Origin of the sequence: Larkinella terrae (genome assembly GCF_009668025.1) — a bacterium.
Lineage (GTDB): Bacteria > Bacteroidota > Bacteroidia > Cytophagales > Spirosomataceae > Larkinella > Larkinella terrae.
This window is the reverse complement of sequence record NZ_WJXZ01000002.1, coordinates 364,854-377,913: the sequence shown is the minus strand read 5'-3', so window position 1 is coordinate 377,913 and position 13,060 is coordinate 364,854. Positions and strand designations below refer to the sequence as shown.

Sequence of the window (13,060 nt, the reverse complement as noted above, 5' to 3'; positions counted from 1 at the left end):
TCGCTACATCCCAAAAAGGGTGGACTGGGAATCATTACGCCGAATTTTAACTGTCAAAATCAAAATTATGTCGAGAACTGTACAATTTCATGCCGCTTTACGGACAATCCTGCGGATTGCGCTGTATCAAGCCCTTCTATCCATCGCATTAACCACGCTGACGTACGCTCATCACGACGGGCGTGGACCAAAAGTTCTGGAGCAAAAAGTAACCCTGCATTTGAATAATGTTGACGTTGAGAAAGCGCTGGACAAGCTTGAAAATGTGGTGAAAGTCAAATTCATGTACAATCCCCAGGTTTTCGGCAATCAGAAATACAGCTTCAAATTCCGGGACGAAGCGCTTTCTGAGGTACTCGAAAAAATACTGGCACCCCACCAGGTGACTTACGAAGTCGTGCAGGACCGGATTATCCTGAAACGCGTATCGGCACCGGTAGAAACGGCCCCCGCGAAGGTCAGGGAAGCCCCCAAACGCAACATCACCGGTAAAGTGACGGACGAAAACGGAGCCGGTCTTCCCGGCGTCAGCATTCTGCTGAAAGGAACCACGCGCGGTACGTCTTCGGATGCGGAAGGCAGCTACCGGCTGGAGGTTCCGGATGCGGAAGTAACGAATGCGGTACTGATTTTCAGCTTTGTCGGGTACGTATCGCAGGAAGTAACGGTGGGCAACCAGACGGCGGTTTCGGTCCAGATGGCCCCCGAAGCCAAGTCGCTGGCCGAAGTGGTCGTAACCGCCCTCGGGATTGCGCGGGAGAAAAAAGCGCTCGCATACGCCGTAACGGAAGTGAAAGGAAGTGAATTTACCCAGGCCAGGGAAAACAACGTCGCCAACGCGCTGACGGGTAAAATTGCCGGAGTAAACGCCACCGGTATGGCAACCGGCCCCGGTGGTTCGAGCCGCATCATCATTCGCGGAAATGGCTCTTTGAACGGCAACAACCAGCCCTTGTATGTGATCAACGGGATGCCGATGGATAACAGCATTCCCGGTGGCGGAACGGCGTCGGACGGAAACGGGATGAACGTCGACCGGGGTGACGGAATTGGCGGGATCAACCCCGACGACATCGAGTCGATCAGCGTCCTGAAAGGCGGTCCGGCTGCGGCACTTTACGGTGCGCGGGCTTCCAACGGAGTTATTCTGATCACCACCAAAAAAGGACGCGGCCAAAAGGGCGTCGGGGTGGAAGTCAACAGCACAACCTCTTTCGAGAACATCGCCGTGATTCCGAACTGGCAGTATGAATACGGCCAGGGACTGGACGGTAAAAAACCGACAACCCTGACGGAAGCCAAAAGTACGGGACGGCTTTCGTACGGTGCGCGCATGGACGGTCAGCCCACGATTCAGGTTGACGGACAGTTGCACCCGTATTCACCCCAGAAAGACAACCTGAAGAACTTCTACCGGACGGGCAGCAACTACATCAATTCGGTGGCTTTTACGGGCGGAAATGAGTCGGTCAACTTCCGGCTGGGTCTGAACAACACGAACTCCAACAGCATTGTACCGAATTCGTCGTTCACACGGAAAATTGCCAACCTCAACCTGAATGCGTTCCTGGGCAAAAAGCTGAGCATCGAAACCGTATTCCAGTACAACTACGAAGCCGGAACAAACCGCCCGAAAGTAGGCTACGCCGATATGAACCCCCACTGGGCGACGTACCTGGTGGCCAACGTCGTCGATATTCGCAGCCTGGCACCCGGTTACGATCCGGCAACGGGCAAGGAAATGGAATGGAACCCGGTTCCGGCCGCGCCCAACCCGTATTTTGTGGTCAACAAATTCAAAAACGACGATACCAAACACCGGTTTTTGAGTCAGGGAAGTATCCGTTACGACATTCTGGACAACCTGTTTCTGAAAGGAAGTGTCAGCCAGGATTACTACAGTTTTCAGTCGGAATACGTGCAGCCGACCAACAACGCCTTCGCACCGCTGGGAACGTACGAAGGCCGGAAAACAACTTCGTCGGAAACCAACGGCATGCTAACGCTGAATTACAACACCACCTTTTTCAAGGATCTGAGTTTTTCGGCCATGCTCGGTGCCAACGCGCAACGCAGCATTTACGATCAGACGGTGATTGCGGGTAGCGAATTTACGGTGCCTTATTTCTACAGCTACACCAACCTGGCGGCTTCGACAACGACGCCGACGTACCTGAAAAGCGCGATCAACTCGGTTTTCGGTTCGGTGGATTTCGGCTACAAAGGACTGGCTTACCTGACGGTTTCGGGTCGCCAGGACTGGTTTTCGGTCCTGAATCCGAAGAGCAACAGCATTTTCTACCCGTCCGTCGGCGGATCGCTGATTCTGTCGGATGCCATCCGCATGCCGAAAGCGATCAGCTTTGCCAAGCTGCGGGCTTCGTGGGCGCAGGTGGGCGGTGCCACGGTGAATGCCTACCAGATTTACCAGTATTACTCGATGCAGCAGGGTGGTCACAACGGTCGGCCGGTACAGGTGCTGTCCTCGTCGCAGGTGCCGAACCCGGATCTGAAACCGTTGACCTCGACCACGGCCGAAGCCGGTGTTGAAGCCAAATTCCTGAACAACCGGTTGGGCATCGACCTGACGTTTTACAACCGGAAAACCACGAACGACATCGTTACGTCCAACATCGCGCTTTCGTCGGGTTACACTTCCGCGTTGCTGAACGTGGGTGAGCTGAGCAACAAAGGGATCGAGTTGTTGCTGACCGGAACGCCGGTTCAGAACGGTAGTTTCAACTGGGACGTGAGCTACAACATGGCCTACAACAAGAGCAAAATCGAGCGGCTGGCCGAAGGGTTGACCGGGATCGACGTCGGCAGCGGGGTTGGTGGAGGTCTGGTGCGGAACGTACTGAACCGGCCTTACGGTACGGTTTGGGGGTATCAGAAAAAAACCGATGCCAATGGAAATGTGGTTTTCAATACCGCCAGTGGATACGCGGTGCGGGGTGATTTGCAGGAAATCGGACAGGGAACGCCACCGTTGACGATGGGGATTACGAACAATTTCCGCTACAAAAACTTCTCGCTGAACCTGCTGATCGACGGTAAATTCGGTAGCATCGTTTATTCGAATCTCTACCAGTATGCCTACCGGTTTGGTTTGCCGCAGGAAACGCTGCCCGGTCGCGAAACCGGGGTCACCGTAACGGGTGTTACGCCGGAAGGCAATCCGTTTACCAAAAAATGGAGCAAAGAAGAAGTCGATACGTATTACGACAACGACAAGAATTACACCGCGATGTTCATGTTCAACAACGACTTCGTGAAGCTGCGTCAGGTGGTGTTGAGCTATAACCTGCCCGTCAGCAAGCTGCCGTTCCTGAAACTGCAATCGGCGTCGATCTCGCTGGTGGCCCGGAACCTCGCCATTCTGTACAAGGACAAAAAGAACCAGTATTTCGATCCGGAGTCGGGTTACACCAGCACCAACGCCCAGGGTCTGGAAGCGTTCGGCGTGCCCAGAACCAAGAGTCTTGGGGTGAATTTAATGGTGAAATTTTAACACATAGCTTTCTGATCATGAAGAATATCATTCATAAAATCTTACTCGCGGCCCCGTTTCTCTTCCTGCTGTCGGCCTGCGACAAAGGCTTTGAGGAAATGAACGTGGACCCGAATAAATACTCCGAGGTTATTCCGGGTTACCTGTTTACCCGGGCCCAGCTCGACGGTGTCAGCACCAACTTTACGGGTGCGGCTTACCTGACCATCGGCCAGTCGATGCAGCATTTTGCCACTTACAAAGAAGTTCCGGCAGCTGGCGACAAGTACTTTAACTACAGTTACTCGACCGGTAACTGGAATGCCTACGCCGGAACTGGTGCGGGACAGGGCGCTATCATTTCCATTCGTCAGGTGATCGATGCGGTTTCGACCAATCCGGCCGATGTCAACAAACTGTCGGCGGCCCGCATCTGGAAAGCGTATATTTTCCACCGCATGACTGACCTTTATGGCGATATTCCGTATTTCGACGCCGGAAAAGCGCTTTCCGACAAGAATTACGGGCCTAAATACGACTCGCAGCAGGCCATTTATGCCGATTTGCTGAAAGAACTCGATGCGTCCATCGCGGCTTTCGACGCCACCAAAGCAACGTTTGGAACCGCCGACCTGATGTACAATGGCGATGTCGTGAAGTGGAAGAAATTCGCCTACTCACTGATGCTGCGGCTGGGCATGCGGTTAACGGAAGTCGATCCGGCTACGGCCAAAACCTGGGTGGAGAAAGCCATTACGGGCGGAGTTATCCTGGACGATGCCGACCGGGCCATCATTGCCTACGTGGACGGTTCGCAGACTGCCAGCCGGAATTTCATTGCCAACGGTTTATTAAGCACGGACTACATTACGCCCGGTGGCGACAACGTGGAAGGCGGCAAGTTTGCCAAAACGCTGATCGATTACCTGAAAAACACCAAAGACCCCCGTCTGAACGTGATCTCGATCGTGTGGACGTCGGCGGATGGCAAAACGTTTACGGCCGACACCACGACGGCATTGCAAAGCGGTATGCCCAACGCAGCGTTCAACAACCTGCCCGCCAATTTCAATTCGTTCTCGGAACCCAACCCGAATACCTTGCTGAAATACAGCGCGCCCCTGATCGTGTTTGGCAATGCCGAAACGAACCTGCTGCTGGCCGAAGCCTCGGTCCGGGGCTGGAAAAGCATTGGGACGGCGGCCTCGGCGTATACCGACGCGGTGAAAGCCGGGATGCGGCAATGGGCGCTGTTTGGTTCGGGCGGAACGATTTCGGAAGCAAAAATCAACGCCTATCTGAACGTGAATCCGTACAAAACCGCCGGAACCGTTGCCCAGCAAATGGAGCAGATTCAGACGCAGAAGTGGGTTTCGCTCTTTCTGGAAGACGAATACGAAATTTTCGCCAACTGGCGACGCACCGGCTACCCGGTTTTGACCCCAACCAATTATCCGGGTAACCTGACCGGCGGAAAAGTCCCGACCCGGTTTGTGATTCCGGATTCGGAAGAAACGTACAACAAAACAAACTTCCTCGAAGCACGCACCCGTCAGGGTGGAGTCAACACCCTTTCCAGCGTGGTTTGGTGGGATAAATAAAATAATAACGTTCGAGAAGTACCAAATGGCACCGGGACCTTCCTGGTGCTATTTTTTTGCTGGGAATGAAACCGTTGATGGGTCCAGAACAAATGGCTTATAGCCAGCCAATTGGCCCGCAGACCCTTCCGTAAGCTGTCGACTTATTGAGCTACTCAATAGAAATAAGTGAGGGATCTGGCAGCAATAAGCTATTTTAGAGAGCGATTAACCTAATTTTTGTTCCTTTAATTTCGCTTGTATGGATGTGGTTTTACCCGCCGGGCGCGTGTCGAAAGCCCGCACAGCCACCCAGTTGATCTTTCTGGTTTGCGGTTTGGGCATGTCGAGCTGGGCACCGATGATACCCCTGGCCAAAGACCGGTTAGCCCTAAACGATGCCAACCTTGGCTTGTTACTCCTGCTGCTGGGGGGTGGGTCCATGCTGATGATGCCGGTTTCGGGCTGGCTGGTGGGGCGTTTTGGCAGCCGCATCGTGATGGCTGGTGCCGGTCTGGTGATGGCCCTGACGTTGCCGCTCTTGCTCATTCTTCCAACCCCGGCGGGAATGGCGGTAACGCTGTTTGTATTCGGTTCGAGTATTGGCACAATCGACGTGGCCATGAATGCGCACGGCGTGCAAGTGCAGAATCTCTACGGGCGGCCCATCATGTCGTCCTTGCACGGTCTGTTCAGTGTGGGCGGGCTGTTTGGCTCCCTGGGGTTGGGCTTTTTGATGAAGTTGGGGCTTAATCCTGTCTACGCCATCGTCAGCATTGCCGTCCTGATGGTCCTGATCACCCTGACGCAGTATAAAAATTTATTCCCTTTAACGATTGAACAACAGGCCATTGAACGGTTTTCACCTTTGAGTGAATCCTCAGTTGCGGGCAGTCAGCGAGCCGGTTGGTTGCACGGCAGCGTCCTGTTTCTGGGCATCATGTGCTTTGCGGTTTTTCTGGCCGAAGGAGCCATTCTGGACTGGAGCGCTGTTTTTCTGCGGGATACGAAAGGAATTGCCCCCGAGTTTGCCGGAGCGGGTTACGCGGCCTTTTCCGTGGCGATGGCCGTGATACGCCTGGCTGGGGATAAACTCGTGGCCCATTTAAGTGGAAAAACGGTTGTAGTCGGCGGAAGTTTGATCGGTGCCGCCGGTTTGGGCCTTGCCGTGTTAAGTCCCTGGGTAGCGGGCTCCATGATCGGCTTTGTCCTGCTTGGCGTTGGCGCGGCCAATATCGTGCCGGTGTTTTTCAGTCAGGCGGGCCGACTGCCCGGTATTCCACCGACGACCAGCCTGCCCGTCATAACAACCATCGGATACACGGGTTTACTGACAGGTCCGGCTTTGCTGGGTTTTATCGCGCAACATTTTTCCCTGTCCATCGCTTTCGGCTTCGTCAGCCTGGTGTTAATCCTGGTTGCGGTGAGTTATGGAGTAAAAGGAGAAGCGGTAAACTAACGAACTCTTCAATCAGCACCGGGCAATCGCTACGGAGTCGCGGACGGTTTTTGCAGGGCGGTTTCTACGGATGCAGGTACTCCAAAATCCGGGCTGCCGTCTGCTTTCCAGTTGAATCGCTGGGCGCGGGGGGTTCGGTCTTTGCACGCTTTGTTGGCTTCGGTTTTGGCGTGATACACAATCCAGTCTTCCCGGCCGTCGGCCGATTTCGTGAAGCAGTTGTGCCCGGGGCCAAATACGTTATGGGCGAGCGACTGAGCAAAAACGGGCTGGCCCGATTTGGTCCAGGAGGCCGGGTCCAGCAAATTGCTCGATTCGGCGGCTGTCAGCATGCCCAGCGAATAATTGTCGTCCCAGCAGGCGCTGGCCGAGTAAATAATGAAAAGCTGCCCCCGTTTTCCCTTCAAAAACTGGGGTCCTTCGCAGATTTCCCGTCCGTCGTATTTTTCCCACGGCAACGTAGGCCGGGCAATTTCGACCTGTTTCGTACTGATTGTCCAGGGATTCACCATCTCGGCGATGAACAGATTGCTCTGCGGCCCAACATACCCCGAATACAAAAAATAGTGTTTGCCTTTATGTTCAAAAACCGATCCGTCGAGTCCGGTGTAGTTCGTGTTTATTTTGCCTTTATCGGTCCAGTTGCCCACTAATGGATTCGCCGACTCGTTTTCCAGCACTAAAACGTAGCGATTCTGATCACCGGGTTTGGCCACGTCCGTCGCGGTATAATACAAATACCATTTCCCGTTCAGACTATGCAGCTCAGGAGCCCATATATCTTTCGAATTGGGTCCCGAAGCGGGCGGAGTCCAGACGATCTTTTTTTCGGCCTCGTTTAAATTGGTGAAATCTTTCGTGCGCCAAAGCGTCAGGTTACGACCCGTGGTGTTCGTATAATAATAAAAACCGTCCTTAAAAATGACCCACGGATCAGCGCCAGCCGCCAGTAGCGGATTGGTAAACGTTGGTTTTTGGGGCGACTTCTGAGCGAAGGAGTTATTGAATAAGCCGAAAAGTAAGGTAAAGAGTAGAGCAATTCGGGTCACGCGAAGAGTCATCATTCCGGAAGATGATTTATGAATAAATGGTTTTAATCAGCCCCTCGCCCTATTGAGAATTTGCCCACTACAACAGCTTGTCCGGCGTAATGGGCAGTTCGCGAACCCGTTTGCCGGTGGCGTTGAAAACCGCATTGGCCACGGCAGCGGCAACGGCCACAATGCCCACTTCACCGATTCCCTTGACACCCAGCGTGTTGACGTGGTCGTCTTTCTCATTGATGAAAATCGCGTCCAGCTGGCCGATGTCTAAATTAGTCGGAACGTGGTAATCGGCAAAAGAACGGGTAACAAAATTGCCCCAGCGCGGATCCAGCACCGATTCCTCACTCAGCGCCATGCCGATGCCCCAGACATTGCCGCCGATGATCTGCGAACGGGCGGTTTTTGGATTCAGGATAGTTCCCGCGCCCGTCACCGCCAGAAATCGATTTACCCGAATCATTCCCGTTGATTTATTGACGGCCACTTCTGCAAAATTCGCGTTGAAGCTGTGGGCCGAATACTCCTCGGAACTTGCCAGCGGTTTGCTGTCAACCCGCGTCTGGTAGTCAGTTATTTTTTCGGAATGCATCAACTGGGCGGCCGTCGGGCGAACATAAAACTGTTTGCCGGATTTGTCCACCAGTTCCTGAATAATTTTCTGACACGCATCGTTCACGGCATTGGCGTAACTGGCCGCGCCCACCGAACCCACCGCCCCGGCTGCCGGGGGCAGATCGGAATCGCCAATTTTTACCTTCACGTCCTGAACCGGCAGGCCCAGCGCATCGGCGGCCGTTTGCGTCAGAATCGTGTATGTGCCGGTACCCAGGTCCGCAGCGGCCAGTTCAACGGTGGCCATCACGCGGTTTTCAATTCGTTTCAGCTTCACCAGCGCGGAGGTAGGGCGCTGGTGAGCGGGATACGTTCCGGCTGCGACGCCGTATCCGATCCAGTAATTGCCCCGCTCGTTCTGGCGGGGTTCGGGCTTGCGGTTTTCCCAGCCAAATGCTTTCGCGCCTTCCTGCAGGCACTGCACTGTGGTTCTCGACGACCACGATTTTCCGTTGGACGGATCGCGCTCGGGTTCGTTTTTGATCCGAAACGCAATCGGGTCCATTTTCAGTTTATACGCCAGCTCATCGATCGCCGATTCGAGGGCAAAACTACCCGTCGATTTGCCGGGGCCGCGCGTGTAGGTCGGCAGAATCAGGTTCATGGGCACAACCCGGTAGGTAATCAGCGAATTGGGCGTGTCGTACATGATTTTCGAGCAGTCGCCACAGGGTTCAATAAACTCGTCGTTGATGGCACAGTGGGTCGTTGTTTCGTGCGCCAGTGCGGTCAACTTGCCATCGGCGGTCGCAGCCAGACTGACTTTCTGACGATTATGCTGCCGGAGCCCGACGGAGTTGACCATCTGCTGCCGCGTCAAAGCCAGTTTCACCGGGCGGTTAACGTGTTTGGCGGCTACGGCTGCCAGCGCCAGATTCGCCCATTGCCCGCCTTTGGATCCAAAACCGCCCCCGATGTAGGGCGAGACAATCCGCACCTGTTCCGGTTTCAGGTTCAGGGTAGCCGCCGTGGCTGCCTGTGCCCCGTTCACAATCTGCGAGCTGTTGTAGAGGGTCACCCGGTCGCCATTCCACTCGGCAATTGTCGCGTGGGGTTCCATCGGGTGGTGGTGTTCGATGGGCGTTTCGTACACCTCCTCTACTTTATAGGTAGCCTGGCTGAGCGCGGTTTGCACATCTCCCCGCTTAAGATCGGCTTTTTCTTTGTCCTTCGGTACCCGAGCCTGTTTGGCCAGCTGGTCGAAATCAACTTTGGGTTCCTTCGCTTCGTACGTGACGTTGACCAGCCGCGCTGCGTAACGGGCCTGCTCGAAGCTTTCAGCCACCACGATGCCAATATGCTGACCAAAGAACTCGATCTCCGGACTTTGCAGCAACGATCCGCCCCGCAGTCCGCCTTTTACGTTCAGTTTGGGAGCATTTTTATGGGTAATGATGGCAATCACACCCTGTGTTTTCTCCGCAGCGGCCGTGTCGATGGCCTGAATCGTGCCGGCCGCAACGGTGCTTTTGAACAGAATGGCATACGCCGGATTTTTCACCGGGTGATCCATCGAATACGGCGCTTTGCCCGTCACCTTGGCGATCCCGTCGATGCGGTTGACAGGTGTACCGATTACTTTATTCGCATCCTTCATGGATTGATGAAGTTAAGTTCAGACTTTACCACCATTCAGGGCCATCTGCAGGGCCAGAACGATACTCCGATTTCCCAATTCTACCTTGAACGCATTGTGCGCCAGCGGTTTGGCATCGGCCATTTCCGCGCTGGCAGCCAGCTTGAAATTGGCCTCCGTGGCTTCTTTCCCCACCAGCATTTGTTCGGCTTTCAGCGCCCGCCAGGGTTTGTGGGCCACCCCGCCCAGGGCAATCCGCGCCTGTTTGATGGTATTCCCCTCGGTTTCCAAAGCTGCTGCGACAGACACCAGCGCAAAGGCGTACGAAGACCGATCGCGGACTTTCAGGTAATACGACTTCTCGGCAAACCGGTTTTTCGGCAGTTCAATAGCGGTGATCAGTTCACCGTGCGGCAGGTTCGTATCTTTTTGTGGCTCATCGCCCGGCAACCGGTAGAACTCCGCAATCGGAATGCTGCGTTGTTGTCCGTTTGCGCTCCGGACGGTGATGACGGCATCCAGAGCCGCCAGCGCAACGGCCAGATCGGAGGGAAAAACCGCTACGCATTGCTCCGACCAACCAAAGATGGCGTGCATCCGGTTGATGCCTTCACGCGCCCCGCAACCCGATCCCGGGACGCGTTTGTTGCAGGGCATCGACACTTCGTAGAAATACGGACAGCGGGTTCGCTGCAGCAGATTACCGCCGTTGGTCGCCATGTTCCGGATCTGGCCCGACGCCCCGGCCAGAATGGCCTGTGTCAGCAACGGGTACTGTTGGCGAACCAGCGGATGATTGGCCGCTTCGGTATTTTTCCCGAGTCCACCCAGCGAAATACCGCCCTGGTTGGCTCCGGTGGTGATGGTTTTGATTTCGCTCAAACCTAATCCGGAAATGTCGATCAGCGCGTTCGGGCGTTCGACGTCCTCCTTCATCAGGTCCAGCAGATTGGTCCCACCGGCCAGAAATTTGGCGTTGGGGTTTTCAGTCAGCAGCTTAATTGCGGAGGCCGCATCTTTGGCGCGGGTATAGGCAAAAGGTCTCATGAGAAACGGTTGGAAAAGGGTTAAACCGAGCGGAAAACCTGTTCCACAGGCTTGCCGCTTTGCACCTCCTGAATGGCATCCACAATGTTGGGATACGCCCCGCAGCGGCAGATATTCCCCGACATCCGCTCCCGAATTTCTTCCCGGGAAAGCAGAACTGGTCCCGCCGACTGACGGACATTGGCGGTAACGTAGCTGGCGTATCCTTTCTTCGCTTCATCGAGCAGCGCCACCGCAGAACAAATCTGGCCGGGCGTACAGAAACCGCACTGAAAACCGTCGTGTTTCAGAAATGCCTCCTGCATCGGATGAAGCCGGTTTCCCTGCGCCAGACCTTCAATGGTTTGCACGCTCTTCCCCTCGCAACTCGCGGCCAGGGTCAGGCACGACAACACGCGGCTTCCGTTGACAATCACCGTGCAGGCTCCACACTGTCCGTGGTCGCAGCCTTTCTTGGAACCGGTCAGATTGAGTCGTTCGCGTAAGGTGTCCAGCACCGTCATGCGCGAATCGACAGTGACTTTGTGGGCCATCCCATTGACCTTAAAGGTCACATTGACGGCGTTCTCCAGGCTGGCCGGATCGATCCCGCTCGGGGCCGGTTCCTGAAACGGCCGGGTTAAAACGTGTTCCGCTGCTGCTGACTGAGCCGCCAGGAGACCTCCGCCCGCCAGCGTGAGCAGTTTGAGAAAATGACGCCGATTGACGCCCGTATCCATAATTTCAGTCAGGTCTTCGGGCATTAAGTCGGCAAACAACTGCTTCTCGTCCTCCGTAAGTTCAGGTAATTCGTTTTCGTCCATAGGATTCTGATCGTTGAGGGGAAGTTCGTTCGCCAACGTTGCAGGGGCCTGTGAATGACAGCTTATTGACCCCGATGTTACCGAACGGACCGGTTTACCGAATGGCTAACCAGGTAGTGAACCTTATTGTTGGAAAAGAATGACGCTTCAAGCCAAAAATCGTTCTTTATTTTCTTGTCATGTCTGGATCGGTGCCGGTTTCAACGTGGCCTGCCAACCATTTGACGGTTTCAGTTTGACCAATTTTCAGATTGAAATCGTACCAGCCCTGATTCCGGAAAACCGGAACCGTCGCGCGGCAGGGAACGCTTACTTCAACTGGAGTATTTCGTTAATCTTGGGTCAGGAAAGCTACAAAACTGGCTTTTTAGAAAGACATCGGTTATCTTGATCGGGCTCTTCACCTATCCAGATCACCAACATGTACGTTAAACATTATTTTAATTATAAAATCATCTACTACATCAGCTGGAGGTTACTGCTCTGGTCACTTTTCACGGGCTCGCTGGCCTTGTTTACTTACCAGTATCTGGGCTGGAAGTGGGTAGCAGTTCCGTGGCTGCCGGTCTCGCTGATTGGTACGGCGGTTGCCTTTTACGTTGGCTTTAAGAATAATCAGTCGTATGACCGAAGCTGGGAAGCCCGGAAAATCTGGGGAGGCATTGTCAATACCAGCCGATCGTTTGGCGCAACCAGCCGCGCCTTTTTGTCCGGCAATAAAACCGCCGTTTCGGCAACACGGGAGGAAGTAAACACGGAAGTATGCGCGCTGATTTACCGCCATCTGGCGTGGCTGTATGCGCTCAAACACGCCATGTGGCAACGAACGCCCTGGGAACATCAGCAGATGGACAGCGTTCGCCAGCGCAACTACTTTCGGCAACGCATTGACTTTTCTTCTTTTGAGGAAGAAGCGACCAAATGCCTGAGCCGCGAAGAGCTGGATTGGATCAACACCAAAAAAAACAAGGCCACCCAACTGCTCGACCGGCAATCCCAGCATTTGGCTACGCTAAAAAGCAAAGGCTGGTTAACGGATTTTGAACACGTTACACTCCAAAATCTGGTCAATGACCTTTACAATGAACAGGGCCGGAGTGAGCGGATAAAGAATTCGCCCCTGCCGCGTCAATATGCCACCTCCAGTGCCATCTTTATCTTCATTTTTACTTTTTTGCTGCCATTCGGAATGCTGCAGGAGTTTGGATCGAACGGCCCGGAGCTGATCTGGTTGTTATTGCCTTTCAATCTGGTCGTCTCGTGGGTATTTTCGTTGATGGAATATACGGGCGATTATAGCGAAAATCCCTTTGAAGGCATGATCAACGATGTCCCGATTCAAAGCATCGTCCGGACGATTGAGATCGACCTGAAAGACATGCTGGGAGAAACGGAATTACCCGAACGCATCCAACCCGTTGAAAATGTGCTTTTTTAATTAATACGG

General features: G+C 54.2%; 9 protein-coding genes. 5 read left to right on the top strand and 4 right to left on the bottom strand.

The features are described 5' to 3' along the window. Positions 1–67: 67 nt before the first annotated feature. The 3 genes from GJJ30_RS05620 to GJJ30_RS05610 all read left to right on the top strand — a co-directional run bounded on the left by GJJ30_RS05620 (position 68) and on the right by GJJ30_RS05610 (position 6,529). Positions 68–3,511: a SusC/RagA family TonB-linked outer membrane protein gene (locus GJJ30_RS05620; RefSeq protein ID WP_154174032.1), complete on the top strand. Its 3,444-nt coding sequence runs from the start codon at positions 68–70 to the stop codon at positions 3,509–3,511. A 17-nt stretch (positions 3,512–3,528) separates the two neighbouring features. Continuing rightward, positions 3,529–5,091: a SusD/RagB family nutrient-binding outer membrane lipoprotein gene (locus tag GJJ30_RS05615; RefSeq protein WP_154174030.1), complete on the top strand. Its 1,563-nt coding sequence runs from the start codon at positions 3,529–3,531 to the stop codon at positions 5,089–5,091. 241 nt (positions 5,092–5,332) lie between these two features. Continuing rightward, entirely contained in the window at positions 5,333–6,529 is a 1,197-nt protein-coding gene (locus tag GJJ30_RS05610; protein ID WP_154174028.1) for an MFS transporter, read from the top strand. A gap of 29 nt (positions 6,530–6,558) precedes the next feature. Here the strand turns inward: GJJ30_RS05610 and GJJ30_RS05605 are convergent, their stop codons facing one another. The 4 genes from GJJ30_RS05605 to GJJ30_RS05590 form a co-directional block, all read right to left on the bottom strand. Next, entirely contained in the window at positions 6,559–7,593 is a 1,035-nt protein-coding gene (locus GJJ30_RS05605; RefSeq protein ID WP_229312981.1) for a glycoside hydrolase family 43 protein, read from the bottom strand. A gap of 64 nt (positions 7,594–7,657) precedes the next feature. Continuing rightward, positions 7,658–9,784 carry a xanthine dehydrogenase family protein molybdopterin-binding subunit gene (locus GJJ30_RS05600; protein WP_154174026.1) on the bottom strand — a complete coding sequence of 709 codons (2,127 nt, stop codon included), beginning with the start codon at positions 9,782–9,784 and terminating at the stop codon, positions 7,658–7,660. 18 nt (positions 9,785–9,802) lie between these two features. Then, positions 9,803–10,810, bottom strand: coding sequence for an FAD binding domain-containing protein (locus GJJ30_RS05595; protein WP_154174024.1), 1,008 nt, complete (start codon positions 10,808–10,810; stop codon positions 9,803–9,805). A 20-nt stretch (positions 10,811–10,830) separates the two neighbouring features. Next, positions 10,831–11,613 carry a 2Fe-2S iron-sulfur cluster-binding protein gene (locus tag GJJ30_RS05590; RefSeq protein ID WP_154174021.1) on the bottom strand — a complete coding sequence of 261 codons (783 nt, stop codon included), beginning with the start codon at positions 11,611–11,613 and terminating at the stop codon, positions 10,831–10,833. 139 nt (positions 11,614–11,752) lie between these two features. Between GJJ30_RS05590 and GJJ30_RS05585 the strand changes: the two genes are divergently transcribed. Beyond that, on the top strand, positions 11,753–12,004 hold the full coding sequence (locus GJJ30_RS05585; RefSeq protein WP_154174019.1) for a hypothetical protein: 252 nt from the start codon (positions 11,753–11,755) through the stop codon (positions 12,002–12,004). A 30-nt stretch (positions 12,005–12,034) separates the two neighbouring features. Continuing rightward, complete coding sequence (locus GJJ30_RS05580; protein ID WP_154174017.1) at positions 12,035–13,051, top strand: bestrophin family protein; 1,017 nt, start codon at positions 12,035–12,037, stop codon at positions 13,049–13,051. The last annotated feature ends 9 nt before the right edge of the window (positions 13,052–13,060 follow it).